This is a genomic window from Viridibacillus sp. NPDC093762 (assembly GCF_050279675.1).
Taxonomy (GTDB): Bacteria; Bacillota; Bacilli; order Bacillales_A; family Planococcaceae; genus Viridibacillus.
In genome coordinates, this window is the sequence record NZ_JBNNUK010000001.1 from 384,895 (window position 1) to 401,715 (window position 16,821).

Annotated in this window: 14 protein-coding genes; all 14 read left to right on the forward strand. The window is 35.6% G+C overall.

Features of this window, described 5'->3' with window-relative positions; all coding sequences use genetic code 11:
- The first annotated feature begins 2 nt into the window (after positions 1-2).
- Entirely contained in the window at positions 3-2,114 is a 2,112-nt protein-coding gene (locus tag ACQKM9_RS01805) for an RNA degradosome polyphosphate kinase (protein ID WP_427732126.1), read from the forward strand.
- A 207-nt stretch (positions 2,115-2,321) separates the two neighbouring features.
- The gene (locus ACQKM9_RS01810) at positions 2,322-4,349 is read left to right on the forward strand and encodes an EAL domain-containing protein (RefSeq protein ID WP_427732128.1); all 2,028 of its coding nucleotides are present in this window, start codon (positions 2,322-2,324) and stop codon (positions 4,347-4,349) included.
- Positions 4,350-4,477: 128 nt separating this feature from the next.
- On the forward strand, positions 4,478-5,245 hold the full coding sequence (gene fadH / locus ACQKM9_RS01815; RefSeq protein ID WP_427732130.1) for a 2,4-dienoyl-CoA reductase: 768 nt from the start codon (positions 4,478-4,480) through the stop codon (positions 5,243-5,245).
- Positions 5,246-5,305: 60 nt separating this feature from the next.
- Positions 5,306-5,548 carry a hypothetical protein gene (locus ACQKM9_RS01820; RefSeq protein ID WP_427732132.1) on the forward strand — a complete coding sequence of 81 codons (243 nt, stop codon included), beginning with the start codon at positions 5,306-5,308 and terminating at the stop codon, positions 5,546-5,548.
- Between the two features lie 199 nt (positions 5,549-5,747).
- The gene (gene cbpB, locus ACQKM9_RS01825; RefSeq protein WP_427732134.1) at positions 5,748-6,191 is read left to right on the forward strand and encodes a cyclic-di-AMP-binding protein CbpB; all 444 of its coding nucleotides are present in this window, start codon (positions 5,748-5,750) and stop codon (positions 6,189-6,191) included.
- A gap of 96 nt (positions 6,192-6,287) precedes the next feature.
- Positions 6,288-7,187, forward strand: a complete 900-nt coding sequence (locus tag ACQKM9_RS01830) for a LysR family transcriptional regulator (RefSeq protein ID WP_427732136.1) — start codon at positions 6,288-6,290, stop codon at positions 7,185-7,187.
- A 72-nt stretch (positions 7,188-7,259) separates the two neighbouring features.
- On the forward strand, positions 7,260-7,973 hold the full coding sequence (dapD, locus tag ACQKM9_RS01835) for a 2,3,4,5-tetrahydropyridine-2,6-dicarboxylate N-acetyltransferase (RefSeq protein WP_427732138.1): 714 nt from the start codon (positions 7,260-7,262) through the stop codon (positions 7,971-7,973).
- A 13-nt stretch (positions 7,974-7,986) separates the two neighbouring features.
- On the forward strand, positions 7,987-9,117 hold the full coding sequence (locus ACQKM9_RS01840; RefSeq protein WP_427732140.1) for an N-acetyldiaminopimelate deacetylase: 1,131 nt from the start codon (positions 7,987-7,989) through the stop codon (positions 9,115-9,117).
- A gap of 171 nt (positions 9,118-9,288) precedes the next feature.
- Positions 9,289-11,673, forward strand: a complete 2,385-nt coding sequence (locus ACQKM9_RS01845) for a DUF7408 domain-containing protein (RefSeq protein ID WP_427732142.1) — start codon at positions 9,289-9,291, stop codon at positions 11,671-11,673.
- Positions 11,670-12,599 (forward strand): ATP-binding cassette domain-containing protein, encoded by a 930-nt coding sequence (locus tag ACQKM9_RS01850; protein WP_427732144.1) that lies wholly within the window; start codon positions 11,670-11,672, stop codon positions 12,597-12,599. The genes ACQKM9_RS01845 and ACQKM9_RS01850 overlap by 4 nt, the downstream gene beginning before the upstream one ends.
- Positions 12,596-13,444 (forward strand): ABC transporter permease, encoded by an 849-nt coding sequence (locus ACQKM9_RS01855; protein ID WP_427732146.1) that lies wholly within the window; start codon positions 12,596-12,598, stop codon positions 13,442-13,444. Before ACQKM9_RS01850 ends, ACQKM9_RS01855 begins: the two co-directional genes overlap by 4 nt.
- Positions 13,445-13,456: 12 nt before the next feature.
- On the forward strand, positions 13,457-14,929 hold the full coding sequence (locus ACQKM9_RS01860; RefSeq protein ID WP_427732148.1) for a hypothetical protein: 1,473 nt from the start codon (positions 13,457-13,459) through the stop codon (positions 14,927-14,929).
- A gap of 12 nt (positions 14,930-14,941) precedes the next feature.
- Positions 14,942-15,937: an AAA family ATPase gene (locus tag ACQKM9_RS01865; RefSeq protein ID WP_427732150.1), complete on the forward strand. Its 996-nt coding sequence runs from the start codon at positions 14,942-14,944 to the stop codon at positions 15,935-15,937.
- Positions 15,934-16,812: a DUF58 domain-containing protein gene (locus tag ACQKM9_RS01870; protein ID WP_427732152.1), complete on the forward strand. Its 879-nt coding sequence runs from the start codon at positions 15,934-15,936 to the stop codon at positions 16,810-16,812. Before ACQKM9_RS01865 ends, ACQKM9_RS01870 begins: the two co-directional genes overlap by 4 nt.
- Positions 16,813-16,821: the final 9 nt, after the last annotated feature.

Sequence of the window (16,821 nt, forward strand, 5' to 3'; positions counted from 1 at the left end):
TAATGGAATTAGTCCAAGTTAAGCATACAGAAATTACAAAACCAGAATACTACAACAACCGTGAGTTAAGTTGGCTAGCATTCAATGAACGCGTGTTACAGGAAGCGGAGGATGCACAAAACCCATTACTTGAGAGATTGAAATTTTTAGCGATATTCAGTTCGAATTTGGACGAGTTTTTCATGGTACGTGTAGCAGGGTTACAAGATCAGGTGAAAGCTGGATTTCATAAACCGGAGAATAAATCAGGTTTAACACCAAAGGAACAATTAGCTCGAATTTCTGAGAAGACCCAAGCGCTTGTTTCAAGACAAACAGCGATTTACAAAAAATTAATGAAACAACTATTACCAAAAGAGAATGTTTATACGCGCAAAATAACAGAGCTGAATGAAGAACAAACTAATTTTATCAATGAATATTTCGAAGAAACGATTTTTCCAGTGTTAACACCTGTAGCAGTTGATGCATATCGCCCTTTTCCAACATTAATCAGTAAAACTTTAAATATGATAATACTTTTGGAACAAGACAATGTAGAACCAGAGTTCTGTGAAAAAGTAGCAGTTGTACAGGTTCCATCTGTCTTAGAACGTTTTATTCAAGTACCATCTAAAGGGAATGAGATCTCAGTGGTACTTCTTGAAGATATAATTAGTGCAAACATAAATAAATTATTTTATGGTTATCATGTTAAATCTGTACAGTCTTTCCGTCTAACACGTAATGCAGATTTAACTATTCATGAAGAAGGTGCACGTGATTTACTTTTAGAGATTGAAAAAGAATTGAAAAAGCGTAAATGGGGTGCTCTTACTCGTCTAGAAGTTCGTACAGGAGAAATGGATAAAGGCGTACTACAATTTCTGCTGAACGAATTAGAAGACTGGGAAGCGGAAGTGTATAGCGTAGATTGTCCACTAGATTTAACATTTCTGTTTTCGTTTGTAAAATTTGTGGGTGAAGGCAGAAAGCATTTAGAATATGAAAGTTTCATTCCACAGCCACCACAAGATTTAGGGTCGGATGAAAATATTTTTGAGAAAGCGTTAACTCAGGATATATTCTTTAATCATCCATATGAATCTTTTACACCTATCGTGGAATTTGTAACAGAAGCAGCAAATGATCCAAGTGTTTTAGCCATTAAGCAAACATTATACCGTGTCAGCGGGAATTCACCAGTAATTCAAGCATTAAAGCTCGCTGCTGAAAATGGCAAGCAAGTAACAGTTCTAGTAGAGTTAAAAGCACGATTTGATGAAGAAAATAATGTGCACTGGGCAAAAGAACTAGAACAATCAGGTTGTTTAGTTATTTATGGCATGCATAATTTAAAAACACATTCTAAAATCACGCTAGTCGTTAGAAGAAGACAAAGTAAAATAGAGCGTTTTGTCCATTTAGGTACAGGGAATTATAACGATGCAACTGCGAAAATTTATACGGATATGGGGATTATTACGACAAAAAAGAAATTTGGAATAGATGCGACGAACTTTTTTAATTTCTTAAGTGGATATACGGAGAAGCCAAACTTCCATCATATTGTGGTGTCACCTAATGATATAAGAGTTGAATTTATTAAATTAATTGATGACGAAATCAATTATCATTTGAAGTACGGTAAAGGACATTTACGTGCGAAAATGAATTCATTAACGGATAAAGAATTGATTATGAAAATGTATGAAGCTTCAATTGCCGGAGTGAAAGTAGATTTAATTATCCGCGGGATTTGTTGTTTGCGCCCGGGTATTAAAGGGATTAGTGAAAATATTACAGTGATAAGTATCGTTGGCCGTTTTCTTGAACACGCACGTATATATTGGTTCCATCATAATGGAGAAAACAAATTATTTTTATCTTCAGCCGATATGATGACAAGAAATATGATCAAACGTGTGGAAATTCTATTCCCAATTTTTGATACTGAAATAAAAAAACGTATTATGAAATCTATGAAGACTCAGTTCCGTGATAATGTGAAGGCGCGCATTCAAGATGAGAATGGTGTTTACTATTATAGCGAGAAAAAAGACGGAGATAAATGTATAAACAGTCAGGAAATCTTCTTAAAAGAAGCATACCGTGTCCTAATAGATGAAGAATAAAACAATAATATATAAACGAAGACTTTTGGTAATATGACGAAAGTCTTCTCGCCTTTATTGGAAAATAATGTGTGGAATATACTTTTATCTAATTCAATATAAATAATATGCCAAAAGATACAAAAGAATAAATAAAATTGTATTCAATCGAATAAAAATCAATTATGATAATACATAGTAGACTACTTCTGTTAATGGAGGCATTATATGTATAATTCATCATTGAGTCCTCAACAATATCTAGATTTTATACAAAAGTTTTCGAGATTGTATCCTGAATCCATGACAATGTTAATAGAACAAGATTCAAACAATCAATACTGGATTACATACGTTAATAAATCGCTTAAAACTTTTTTTGAACATACATTTGAACATAAAGTGCTTGCATCATCTTTTTTCACACTTCAATTGGGAACTAATTTAGAAGATTTCCTATTACAAACAGGTGAAGTGATAGAACCATATACTAAGCAGATAATAATAAGAAAGAAAACGATACAACATACCTTTAATGTTGGAGTGATTGCAGATACAACGACACAACACAAAGTAATTTGTTTGACATTAACTAAAGTAGTTAGCAATGAATCATATTGTTCGCTAATGGATCACAATTTAGATCCGGTCTTTACGATTAATCAATTTGGGCAAATTATTAAAAGTAATCAAGCAGCAACTTCTATATTTGGATATAAACAAGATGATTTTTTAAAACTGCCATATTTAGAACTTGTATCTAAGCAAGATAAGTTAAAACTGGTGAAATTGATAGAGCAAACACTAGAGCAAAAGCAACCTATAGAATTAAACGAATGTAGTATTAAAAATGTCGAGGGTAGAACAATAATGGTATACGTAAAAAGTATCCCAATTATTGAATATAATGAAGTAAAAGAAGTACAACTAATATTGCGCGATATCTCAAGGTATGGTGAATCGGGAAAGACGGATTTCTACTTGTCTTATCACGATCAATTAACAGATATTTGGAATAAACGTGCACTACAGGTGCATTTTAAAGAAGAAGAGAGAATTGCCAAGTGTCGGGGTCATCAGATGGCGATAATACTATTAGATTTGGATCGGTTTAAAAAGATCAACGACTCTATTGGCTTCAATAAAGGAGATGAGTTGTTAAAGAAAGTTGTGCAAAGACTTTCTACTCTGTCAGATGCTAATAGCCAAATCTATAGACAAAATGGTGATGATTTTATCTTTCTTCTACAACAATCGGATGTCGAAAAAACAGAATATTTTGCCGAGAAAGTATTAGCCTTATTTAAAAAGCCATTTTGTATAGATGAGCTAGAGTTGAATATTTCAGGTTCTATAGGGGGTGTTATGTACCCAACCGATGGAGCGGAATTAGATGATTTACTAAAAAAGGCAGGTCAAGCACTAAGATACGTAAAAGAGAGAGTACCTTCAACATTTCGTTTTTATCATAGTAAAATGCTTGATACCTCTAATAATGGAGCAGTGATGGAATCTCATCTTAGACGTGCAATCGAAAAAAACGAATTATCGATTCATTATCAACCCCAAGTGGATCTAGATACTGGGAAAATAAACAGTTTTGAAGCATTACTGAGATGGAATAATCCAAAGTTTGGTTCAGTTCCCCCAAGTGTATTCATTCCTATTGCAGAAGATTCTGGTCTCATATTAGAAATAGGTGATTGGGTTCTAAATCAAGTTTGTATTCAGTTAAAAGAATGGCAAATTAACGGATTTATAGATGTGCGAATTGCAGTTAATATCTCATCCAAGCAATTTAAGCAAGAAGCTTTCGCTAATGCCATTAAAAAATATATTTACAAATATGAATTGAACCCGCAATCTTTAGAACTTGAAATTACCGAAAGTTCAATGACAAATATCCATGAAACCCTTGCAATTTTACAAGAATTAAAGAAAATGGGAGTTATTATTTCTATTGATGATTTTGGGACAGGATATTCTTCTCTTAGCTATTTAAAAAAATACCCAATTGATATTATTAAAATCGATCAATCTTTCATTAAGGAAATTGAACAAGATGAAAAGGATGAAGCAATAGCGAAAACAATTATACATCTTGCACATAGTTTAGGTATGAAAGTAATTGCTGAAGGTGTCGAGAAAAAAGATCATGTAGAAATTTTAAAAGAAGTAAAGTGTGAAAAGGCACAAGGGTACTATTTTAGCCGACCAGTCCCGATTGAAAGTATTATCGAAATGTATTTTTGTTAGACATAATAAATGCAAACCTTAATGAGCTAGCTATCATTGAGGTTTTTATTTTTACCCCTAATTAAAGACAGCAATTCCGAAGTATGGTAAAATTATGAATGAATATTCATTCAAAGGGGGAATCGTAATTGTTAAAGGGGAAAACAATTATTATCACAGGCGGTTCAAATGGAATGGGGAAATACATGGCGAAAACGTTTGTAGAAGAAGGTGCAAACGTTGTCATTACAGGTCGTGATTTAGAGCGTCTAAAAAACGCAAAAGATGAAATTTCAAGAGACGGGAACAATATTGCTATCTTCCAAATGGATGTAAGGCAACCTGAACATGTTACTGGAATGTTAAATTATGCGGTAGATACCTTTGGGCAAGTAGACGGTCTAGTAAATAATGCTGCAGGAAACTTCATCGTTCGTGCTGAGGATTTATCACCTAATGGATGGAAATCCGTTATTGATATCGTACTAAACGGTACATTTTATTGTTCAAAAGAAGTAGGGAAGTACTGGATGGAGAACAAAATAAACGGTGCCATTCTTAATATGGTCGCAACCTATGCTTGGGACGCTGGTCCAGGAGTTGCCCATTCAGCAGCAGCAAAAGCTGGAGTACTGTCTTTAACTAGAACACTAGCGGTGGAATGGGGAAGACAATATGGTATCAGAGTTAATGCGATTGCTCCGGGACCAATTGAAAGAACTGGCGGTGCTGATAAGTTATGGCAATCTGAAGAAGCAGCGAAACGCACATTACAGTCTGTGCCACTTGGTCGATTAGGAAAACCAGAAGAAATTGCTGATTTAGCAACGTTTATGATGTCAGATAAGGCAGCTTATATGAATGGCGAAGTGGTCACCCTTGATGGTGGACAACACTTAAATCAGTATCCATTCTAGAGACTAAAATAGCCAAGTAATGCACATACTTAGCGAAACAAGTATGGAGGAAGTGACGCTATGGATATGTGGACTTGGCCGTTAATGGCAGTAATATTAATTATTTGCGGTATCGGGTATGCTTATACGAGACGTATTGCGAAAATGGAGCAACAAGCTGTTCATAATAATGATCAACCGGTTAGTCAAGCTGTTAAAGATAATCCAACGATGTTTAATCCAATTATTTGGATTTATGGCTTAGCATTTGTTTTTATATTCATTGTAATTTTTTACAATATCGTGAAATACAAATGGATATAAAGGTGTGAAGAGGGGTTGTTAGTAATTCCTCTTCACACTTTTTTATTGTTACCGTTACATAAAAATTCATTTTAGCGAATTTATATTATGTTTTTTTAAAAATTTATTTGTAGAAATGGAAATTTTATGAGGGACTGTGATATGATTAATAAGTATTTTGCTGTTCTAAAACGAGGAACAGAAAAAGGAGTAGAATACTATGATGTCCTTAAGTAGCAGAGAGTTCCTTGAAATGCCAATTACTGATTTTATCATTTCTTCAGAGAAAGTTGCACATGTTCAAATGGGGAATAATGCAGAGCATGCCTTGCTTGTCCTAACGAAAACTGGCTATTCGTCTATACCTGTACTTGATGCAAAATACCGTCTGCATGGTATGTTAAGCATGCGTATGATCACAGAACCGATTTTGGGAATGGATCATATTGAGTATGAGAGATTAACAAATATTAAAGTAGATGAAATAATGGATAAGAAAGTGGCTACATTAAACATTGGCGATAATTTCCAAAGAGCACTAGACCTTGTAATTAATCATGCATTTTTATGCGTAATTGATGATGAAGGTACCTTCATGGGGATTATGACACGTCGTGTAATTTTAAAACAGCTAAAAAAACACATCTATCAATTCAATTCTTAATATGACAAAATGAAGGAAGGTCACCATTAATGGGGCCTTCTTTATTTATAATAGATGATTTAAGCTATATAAGGACGAACAGGAGGTTACTTTTCGATGACTACAACAGAAGCTCAAATAGTAAAAGTATTGTCTGAAGAAGGCAATATGAGAAAAGCGGCTGAACGTTTATTTTTATCTCAACCTGCACTTTCCCAACGATTACAATCCATTGAAAAAGATTGGGGAGCACAATTGTTTTTACGCTCACAAAAGGGATTAACACCTACACCAGCTGGGGAGTTGGTTATACAATATGCGATTGATACAATTGCAAAAAAAGAAGAAATTTATGAAATGATTCAGTCGTTGAATTCGAAAGTACACGGTACATTGAAAATAGCATGTGCTTCGATTGTAGGGCATACATGGTTACCGAAAGTATTGAAAGATTTTATGACACAATATCCTGAGGCTAAAATTTCACTGATCACAGGTTGGAGCTCAGAAATTGTTAAATCTCTCTATGAGGGTGAGGCGCATGTAGGTATAGTACGTGGACATACAGACTGGAAAGGCTCGAAGATTCACTTATTCCGTGATACTTTGTATTTAGTAGATAAAGAAATTAAAGAGATTGACGAAGTTTTCGAAACAGATCGTCCATTTATTCAATTCAAAAGTGATTCTAATTATTATCAAGAAATACAACAATGGTGGCAACGTCATTTTAAGTCTAATCCGCATCGACAAATTACTGTAGATCAAATTGAGACTTGCAAACAAATGGCGTTGAACGGGATTGGATACGCCATTTTACCTTCTATTACATTAAGTGGTCATGAGGATGTAAATACCATTCCCCTAACAAATAATGAAGAAGAATTTGAGCTAACACGCGATACATGGCTTATTGGTTATGAATCTTCTTTTGAATTGCGCCAAGTAGCAGCCTTTGTAGATCTAGTAAAAAAACATGCTGAATGTCTTTATGATTATTCGAATACTGAGGAATAAAAGAAATGACAACACTATTATATTTCGTGTACAATTAGTCCATATTTTCAGAATAGTAGGAGGACGTAACCAATGCAGAAATTAGACGCACAAGAAATTATTGCATATTTAGCTAATGCCAAAAAAGCAACACCAGTGAAAGTTTATGTAAAAGGTGAAAAAGTAGCAGAACTTTCATTTGGTGAGGGAAGTAAAGTTTTTGGTGAAGGCAACTCAGCTGTTGTATTTGGCGAATGGGCAGAAATTGAAAAAGCTTTAGTAGCTAACGAAGCACAAATTGCCGATTTTGTTGTTGAACATGATAGAAGAAATTCTGCGGTACCAACTCTTGACTTAAAAGGTATCAACGCTCGTATTGAGCCTGGTGCTATTATCCGTGATCAAGTTACTATAGGAGATAATTGTGTCATTATGATGGGTAGTGTCATTAATATTGGAGCTGAAATTGGCGATCGTACAATGATTGATATGAATGTTGTATTAGGTGGGCGTGCAATGGTAGGAAAAGATTGTCACATCGGAGCAGGAGCGGTGCTAGCGGGTGTAATTGAGCCTCCTTCCGCATCTCCAGTTATTATTGAAGATAAAGTAATGATTGGTGCAAATGCAGTTGTTTTAGAAGGCTGTAGGGTAGGAGAAGGTGCTGTAGTTGCAGCGGGAGCAGTCGTTACCAAAGACGTACCACCTTATTCAGTAGTTGCAGGGATGCCAGCAAAAGTAATCAAAAATATTGATGAGAAGACAAAATCAAAAACTGAAATAATGCAAGATCTTCGTAAATTATAAGCAGGTGTATAAGATGAAAAGTTTACTGGAAATTAGACGAGAGTTACATAAAATTCCGGAAGTTGGTTTTAAGGAAGAGAAAACCCAAAAGTATTTACTCGCAATCATTGAAAAGTTATGGAAGCCATACATTCAAATTGACGTTTGGCGAACGGGTATTATTGTAACGATTAATGGCTCTAATCCACAGTTGAAAATTGGTTGGCGAACTGATATTGATGGTCTACCGGTTCTAGAAAATACAGGCTTGGCTTATTCTTCAGAGCATCCAGGTTTTATGCATGCTTGTGGTCATGACTTCCATATGACTATCGCATTAGGGTTAGTGCAGGCCTTTTCAGAAAATCAACCAGAAAACACCGTAATTATATACTTCCAACCAGCTGAAGAAGGTCCAGGTGGTGCAAAGCCTATGCTTGAATGGCTACAAGGAGAAAGACCTGATTTAGTGCCTGACACTATTTTTGCCTTACATATCGCTCCTGAATATCCTGTGGGAACTATTGCAACTAGACCAGGTATGCTATTTGCGAATACATCTGAGCTTTTTATTGATTTAAAAGGAGTAGGTGGACATGCAGCATATCCTCATAATACGAGAGATATGACAGTTGCAGCTGCTAATCTAATGATTCAACTCCAAACAATTGTCAGTCGGAATATAAATCCTTTAGATAGTGCCGTAGTAACGATAGGTAAGATGACTTCTGGTACTGTTCAGAATATAATTGCTGAAGATGCACGACTCGAAGGTACAATTCGAACGATGTCGGCAGAGTCGATGAAACTGATAAAAAAGCGCGTAGAAACACTTTGTAGAGCAACCGAAATAGCCTATGAATGTAAAGTAAGTATTGATTATGGTTCATCTTATTATCAAGTGGAAAATGATGAGCATTGTGCGTATGAGTTATTACACTTTGCCGAGCAGTTTCCTGGTGTCGTAGCTTATGAATGTACACCAGCAATGACTGGCGAAGATTTTGGATTCTTTTTAAAAGACTTACCAGGTGCTATGTTCTGGACAGGGGCAAATACGCCACATGGTCTTCATCATTCTGCTATTCAACCAGATGAAGAATTAGTGAATGTTAATATACAATTTGTAGAACAATTTTTTCGCTCATTTACTTTTGATAAATAATAAAAACCTATAGTGTAATTTTGCACTATAGGTTTTTTGCGTATAAACAGATCATTTATAAAAGGTAATATTTTACTCGTTTTATAAAAAATATATATTTTTGTTATATATGCAACCAAATTATTTAAAAAAACGTACTAAATAAAAAGAAGAAAGAGGGGGGAATCTCCATTGCGAAGAAGGATATTACTACTGGTCTCATGTTTTTTATTTATATTTAGTTTTTTACCAGGTATTCAAATGGAAGCATTTGCTGCACCAAAGCTGGATGTAAAGACATCAGTTGGATTTGCAAATAAAGGTAAATATAACAGAGGATTGCCTCTTACAATAACGGTTAAGAACACAGGGACAGCATTTTCTGGCGACATCGTTATTGACTCAATGCAGGACTATAATACTGGGAGTGGTATCGCCATCCCTGTAGAAATTGGAGAAAATGAAACGAAGTCGATAGAAGTAGCATTCGAACAGTTTTCTGATGCTTACATTGGGAATGGATCAAATCAACAAATGATTCATTTTTACGAAGGTGGTTGGAAAAAGGGGAAATCGATTGAGTACACTGGTAAAGCAAATGTCAATCCACAACTCCTTGAAGCTGATATTCCAATTGTTTTCACATTAACAAGTAATGCTGATCGGTTATTAGGATTAACTAAACTTGGAAAAAACAATGCAACTAGAATGGAAGTAATAGATGTTGCACAGTTAAATGACTTTACAATACCTTCAAAAGCAGCATCTTGGTCAGCGGGGGATGTACTTGTTATTGATGAATATAAATTAGCTGACTTAACAGAAGAACAACAACAAGCCATTATTGAATGGGTGAAAAATGGGGGTAAAGCAATTATCGGGGCTTCTATTAACGTAGATGCCGAAGTTGGTTTATTGAAAGAATATTTGCCGTTGACTTTAGGCGAAGAGCAAACAGTATCTAAGGAGACACTCAACAAGTTAACAAAAGGCGGCAATTTTAAAGAAAACGTAACAGCTTACGAAGCCAAATTAAATAATAATGCAGAAGTGATATTAGAAGCAAACCAAACTCCGCTTGTTGCTAAACTTGCTGTGGGTAAGGGGGAAGTTATTCAAACTGCCTTTTCTCTAGGAAATGCTCCTTTGGCAAAAGAAGATGATTACACAAAACTTCTTGAAAAAATAGTACCTTTGAAAGTCAATAACCAATCATTACAATCAACATTAAGTCAAATGAATTGGGAATTAGTCAGTCAAAATGAGGTTTTCCCATCATTCCATGTCTCCGCTATTTTATTATTATTGATTGTTATTATATATATATTCATATTAGGACCAGTACTCTATTTCTTACTAAAAAATAAAGATAAACGAGAACATGCATGGTGGATTATTCCCGTATTAGCAATTGTGACTTCTTTGTTCATCTTTTGGTACGGGGCAAAAGATCGTCTATTAAATCCACAAATTCAACAAACTGCTGTTTTTAAAGTTAACGATGATAATAGCTTATCAGGTATCTATGCATCGGCATTATTATCAAATCGCAGTGGTGATTTTGAATTTACTGCACCAAAAGATACATCAATGACTATGTCTACTACATATTCAGGTTTCAGAAACTTAAATGATGTACATCAAAAAGCGGTATTTGAACAATATGCCGACCATCAATCATTGACAATTCGAAATAGCCGTTATTGGGCTGTAAATAGCTTGGTTGGCCATACGCAAATTAAAGATGTTGGTCGTTTTGATATTCAGTTAGACGTAGAAAATGGGGCTGTGAAAGGTACAGTTAAGAATAACTTCCCATTTAAAATGAAGGATGTTTCTATTTGGTCAGGTGTTAAGTGGTTGGAACTTGGTGATATTGAACCAAATGAGACTATAAAAGTAACCCAAACAATTAATGGTTCTATATTATTGTCTCCAATGCAAATGGGCATGGTAGGAGTAGAACCAGCAAAAAATAAAAAAGAGCTTTTAGAAAATCGACAGCAGAGTGCTCGAAACTTAGCTTATCAAATGTTAGCTGATAATGATCAACCAGCTATAGTGGCATGGGCAGATGAAGCACTGGTACCAATTGAATTAAAAACGCAAAAAGCTGAGAGATCTTCTATGAATTTAATTGTCCAAAATTTTAATCCTAAAACTAATTTATCTGGTGAATTCGTATTACCAGCAAATGCAATGACTAAAGAGATTAATTCAACGATGGGTGGTTACGTTGAACAAACCTTTGAGGATAATAATTCTTGGTATTTAGATGATGGAGAATATGATGTGAATTGGACAATACCAGATTCCATATTAGATAAAAAGGTGAAGTGGACAGAATTACAACTAGCCAATACGGATATGCAAACGTTAACAATCAATTTATATAATGTGAAAAAAGATAAATTTGAAGAAGTAACCGACGCAAGGTTTATAGTAGATAAAGACGTTTCGCAATATATTTCAAAAGAAGGTCAAGTTATTTATAAATTAATAAAGAATGTTGGAAAATATAATGATCCGAGGACTGTGTTACCAGAGTTGCAATTGAAAGGGGAAGTCCAAAAATGATAGAAATTAAAGGGCTAACAAAAAAATACGGTTCCTTTTATGCTTTACAAGGACTAGATCTCTCGATTGGTGAAGGAACAGTATTTGGTTTTGTTGGAGCAAATGGAGCGGGGAAGTCAACGACATTCTCTATTTTGTCAACACTATTGCAACCAACAGCAGGTGATGCATGGATTGATGGTAAAAGTGTAACGAAACACGCTAAGGAAATTCGAAAACTAATTGGATATATGCCTGATTTCTTTGGTGTATATGACCAATTGAAGGCTGATGAATATTTAGATTTCTTTGGTTCAAGTTATGGTATTCCAGCAGCTGAGCGTGAGAAGTTAATTCCACAACTATTAGAACTAGTTAATTTAACACATAAGCGCTATGAATATGTTGATGTATTATCACGCGGAATGAAGCAGCGTCTTTGTTTAGCTAGAACGCTTATTCATGATCCTAAAGTTCTTATCTTGGATGAACCGGCATCAGGCCTAGACCCCCGTGCTCGAATAGAAATGCGTGATATTTTGAAACAGCTAAAATCAATGGGTAAGACGATATTAATTTCATCACATATCCTCCCTGAGCTAGCGGAGATGTGTGATGAAATTGGTGTTATTGATAATGGGAAATTGATAGCTCATGGATCAGTCTCAGTTATTCAAACACAATTACAAGGTGAAAAAGTATTGACAGTGAAGCTGAAAGATGGTTTTGAAAAAGCTATAAGTTTCTTTGAGGAAGATCCGAATGTAACTGGAATTGAAACAGGTGAACAGCAACTAAGTTTCCGTTATCGAGGATCAGATGAGGAACAGATGGAACTATTGAAAAAAGCAGTATTAGCAAATATTCCTATATTATCATTTGCAGAAGAAGAAAAAGACTTAGAAGATGTCTTTATGGCTATAACGAAGGGAGTAGATGAAGCATGAGGTCAATGTTTACTAATCCAGTGCTTATAAAAGAGCTTAAACTAAGATTCCGAGCCTTTAAAAGCTTTTCAGGCATCATGTTTTATTTACTAGCACTTAGCATATTTGTCTTTGGTTTCATTTTTGTATCAATGGAGTTTAATTTTAGTGGTTTTATAAATTCGCAAGAAAGCGTACTGTTATTTAGTTTATTGACCTTTGTTCAATTAGCTTTAACATTGTTTATTACACCAGGTATGACAGCCGGTTCAATTAGTTCAGAGCGCGAAAAACAAACGTTAAATATTCTCTTAACCACTGCGCAATCTTCTTTACAAATCATTTTTGGAAAAATGAGCTCATCTATCGTTTTTTTATTGCTGTTATTAATTGCGGGTTTGCCAATTTATAGTTTAGTTTTTTTATTTGGTGGTGTTTCACCTACACAATTACTTGTTATCTTCGCATTTTTAATTTTGACGATGCTTGCTATAGGCAGTATCGGAGTCATGTTCTCAACAATACTTAGGAAGACTATTCTCTCTATGATTGTGACGTATGGATCGATGCTATGTTTAACAGGTGTTACGGCGTTTTTCTTTTTAATCTCAGTGCAGATGAATGTATCAAACACAACGGGTGTGACAAGTAACCCATCAATTTTTGCTTATTTTTGGGGTACCATTAATCCAATTGCTTTAATGATGACACTCATTAGCCCTGAAATGTTGGAGAGTTTCTATGAAGTGACGAAAATTCATTTTCCAATTTGGGCAGGGTATTTAATATTCTATTCAATTGTGACCTTTGTCTGCTTGTTTATTGCTATAAAGAGACTACGAGTTAACATGAAAAAAGCGAAATGAGGAGGGTAATCGATGAACGGTCAAAGTCGTTTAGCACACGCAGTGAAAAAGGCAAAAACAAGTCTTTTTCTTGAACATTTATTTACTAAAATTCAGTTGGGGCTACTAGTCGCATTGAGTGTTAGTTTTATAGTAATGATCGTTTCTCGATTCTTTGTTTTTCCTTACTATTCTCAAATTGCACTCATAGTATCTATCATGATTTTTGTTTCTTGGGTACTTTATATTCTGTGGACGAAGCCATCAAAAGAGTATTCAATATATGCACTTGACGGCTATTTTCCATATAATCTATTACGCACAGTTTTTTCGATAGACGATACGTCGACGCCATTGTATCAACATTTATTGAAGCAGACAGATGATCATGCTGAAACAGCGTTGCTCAAATTTAAAGCAAGAGAGAAGAAAATCGTGCATGTACCCTATATATTAGGTAGTTTTTTTATTGCCGTTGCGATTTTCGCTCTTACTTTATTTCCAGCAACAACACAATTAGCTGCAAAAGATGCCGAGCAAGAAAATAAGATTATTTCAGACATGAAAAAAGAAGTGAAAAAACTTGAGAAAAAAGCAAAATCGGAAGAATTAAAAAAGGAACTAGCGAAGCTACAGGAAAAGCTAAAAGAAACTAAAACATCTGAAGAAGCGTTACGTGAGTTCGTGAAAAAGCAAAAGGAATTACAATTGAAAGAGCAGCAATTATTAGAGAAAAAGGAACTAGCTAAAAGCGATAAAAAGGGCGAAGGAAAAGGACTATCGGAGGCGGAAGTGAAAGAATTAGCCGAGTTGCAAAAAGCGAATGACTTATTGATGAATAAGGCAAAGGATGCACAAACTGCAATGAGTCAACAGGGAAAGCCGCTATCTCAAACGCTTCAATCGGCGTTACAAAATCAGCAAACAAATGTTCAAAATCAAAATCAATCGGCTACTTCAAATAGCAATTCTAGTCAGAGTTCTAATCAAAATGGAAGTAGTTCACAAAATAGTAGTACATCTCAATCAAATACTCAAAGTAGTTCTAATCAGAGCGGAAAGAATCAAAGCCAAGGCCAAGGCCAGGGTCAAGGCCAGGGTCAAGGCCAAGGCCAAGGCCAGGGTCAAGGCCAGGGTCATGGTCAAGGCCAAGGCCAGGGTCAAGGCCAGGGTCATGGTCAAGGCCAGGGTCAAGGTCATGGTTCAGGTTCAGGCACTGGTCAGGGGGCCGGAATAGGTCAAGGTAATCGCAATTTGCTAGCAATACCAGAACGTATTGGTAGTAAAGGGGAAACATCAGTAGACTCCGGTAAAATGGGTGATGGGAATGCTTCAGAAATTCATGAAACAGAAAATGGTCCAGTTCACAAAGGATCAATACGTCCTTATGAAGAAGTCGTTGGAAGTTATAAAGATTCGTATTTCCAAACAACTGATCGACTGCAATTACCAAAAGAATTGCAGAATATTGTTCAAAATTATTTTTCTACGATTGAAAACAAATAGAGGAGGAAATCCATGCCATACACACCAGAGCAATATGTAGCGATGAGTGAAAAATTACAAACTGTTCGAGACGAAATTGGTCGCTTTATCGTTGGTCAGGAAGAGACAATCGATTATACGATGTTTGCTGTTCTTGCTGATGGCCACGCTTTACTAGAAGGGCTTCCAGGGTTAGGGAAAACGATGTTGATCCGAACAATTTCTGAAGTTCTTGATTTATCGTTTTCAAGAATTCAATTTACGCCAGACTTAATGCCAACGGATATAACAGGAACTAGTGTTATTGAACGTTCAGCAGATGGAAATCAGCGTTTTTCTTTTCAAAAAGGGCCTATATTCAGTCAAATGGTATTAGCCGATGAAATAAACCGTGCAACGCCAAAAACTCAAAGTGCACTACTAGAGGCAATGGGTGAAAAAACAGTAACTGTTCTTGGTGATACAAAGGAAATGGCAAAACCATTCTTTGTATTAGCTACACAAAATCCAATCGAAATGGAAGGAACCTATCCTTTACCAGAAGCGCAAATGGACCGTTTCCTTTGTAAAATACTAGTCCCTACGCCATCAAAAATGGAACTGATGGAAATCATGAAAAGAACGACAGGTTCAATTTCAATTGAACTACAAAAAATAATGAACGATACAGAAATTATTGAATCGCAAGAAATGGTAAAAGAGGTAATGATAGCTGATGATATGCTTTCTTATGCGGTAGATTTAGTTGTCGCTACACATCCAGATAGTCCTGATACGATTAATGAAGTGAAACAGTTTATCGAGTATGGTAGTGGTCCTCGTGGATTGCAAAGTATTGTAAAACTTGCAAAAGCACGTGCACTAATTAATGGCCGCTATCATGTGTCTATTGCAGATATAAAAACTGTAGCAAAACCAGCTCTCCGCCATCGATTAATGCTCAATTATGAAGGAGAGGCTGCAGGCTTACAAGTTGACGATGTACTAAATACATTACTTGAAAACATGAAGCAAGGGCAAGCAGTATGATGCAGTCAAATTTTTTGCTGCCAAATGAATGGGCAAGTAAAATTCGGAGGTTGTCTTTAAATACAGCTACGAAGTTACGTGGACATCATAAAGGAGCGAATCGGTCACAGCGCTTTGGAGCATCACTAGATTTCTCTGATTTTAGAGAATATCATCCAGGTGACGATGTTCGACAATTGGATTGGAATGTCTTTGCAAGAACTGAGAAATTCTTTATTAAACGCTTTTTAGATGAGCAAGAGATGCGTGTTCATATAGTACTTGATACAACGAAATCGATGAGTGGGGAGTCAAAATGGCTATTCTCAAGACAGCTAACTACCGCTTTAGGCCTTATAGTGTTAAATAAGGATGATAGATTATCATTTTCATATGTATCAGACAATCCGACACCACCATTTCGTCGCAAGGGGGCAACTTACCAAAAGGCATATGAAAAGACTGTATCAGATTTATCGGAACCAATGTTCAACAAAACTTTTGCTGAGCATGCTTTACAAACTTTACCTAAGGATGCAACGATACTGATAATCATTTCAGATGTGCTTGAACCAATTGAAAAGTGGAGTGCTTTTTTAAGTAAAGTGCCGAGGTTTGCTAAGGATGTTCGACTTCTCCAAGTACAGTCAGCTGATGAAAAATTACCAAATTACTCTGGGGATGTACGATTAGTTGATGTTGAGACATCATCGAGTGTTAATGTGTCAATGTCACAAAATGTACTTCAATCATATGAAGAGAAACAGAAGGAACATCAATTAGAGCTTGACACAATATGTAGAAAATATGGTGTACACCATTTAACGGTGCAAGTGGCCGATGGGCTCCAACACGTTTTCTTTAATCAATTAGTCAAAGCAAAATGGTTACAGTGAGGTGTAGTA

Excerpts from the sequence above, each read along its gene's own strand:
- ACQKM9_RS01805 (WP_427732126.1), top strand. The coding sequence starts at position 3 with ATGGAATTAGTCCAAGTTAAGCATACAGAAATTACAAAACCAGAATAC.
- ACQKM9_RS01810 (WP_427732128.1), top strand. The coding sequence starts at position 2,322 with ATGTATAATTCATCATTGAGTCCTCAACAATATCTAGATTTTATACAA.
- ACQKM9_RS01820 (WP_427732132.1), top strand. The coding sequence starts at position 5,306 with ATGGATATGTGGACTTGGCCGTTAATGGCAGTAATATTAATTATTTGC.
- cbpB (WP_427732134.1), top strand. The coding sequence starts at position 5,748 with ATGATGTCCTTAAGTAGCAGAGAGTTCCTTGAAATGCCAATTACTGAT.
- ACQKM9_RS01830 (WP_427732136.1), top strand. The coding sequence starts at position 6,288 with ATGACTACAACAGAAGCTCAAATAGTAAAAGTATTGTCTGAAGAAGGC.
- dapD (WP_427732138.1), top strand. The coding sequence starts at position 7,260 with ATGCAGAAATTAGACGCACAAGAAATTATTGCATATTTAGCTAATGCC.
- ACQKM9_RS01840 (WP_427732140.1), top strand. The coding sequence starts at position 7,987 with ATGAAAAGTTTACTGGAAATTAGACGAGAGTTACATAAAATTCCGGAA.
- ACQKM9_RS01850 (WP_427732144.1), top strand. The coding sequence starts at position 11,670 with ATGATAGAAATTAAAGGGCTAACAAAAAAATACGGTTCCTTTTATGCT.
- ACQKM9_RS01855 (WP_427732146.1), top strand. The coding sequence starts at position 12,596 with ATGAGGTCAATGTTTACTAATCCAGTGCTTATAAAAGAGCTTAAACTA.
- ACQKM9_RS01860 (WP_427732148.1), top strand. The coding sequence starts at position 13,457 with ATGAACGGTCAAAGTCGTTTAGCACACGCAGTGAAAAAGGCAAAAACA.
- ACQKM9_RS01865 (WP_427732150.1), top strand. The coding sequence starts at position 14,942 with ATGCCATACACACCAGAGCAATATGTAGCGATGAGTGAAAAATTACAA.
- ACQKM9_RS01870 (WP_427732152.1), top strand. The coding sequence starts at position 15,934 with ATGATGCAGTCAAATTTTTTGCTGCCAAATGAATGGGCAAGTAAAATT.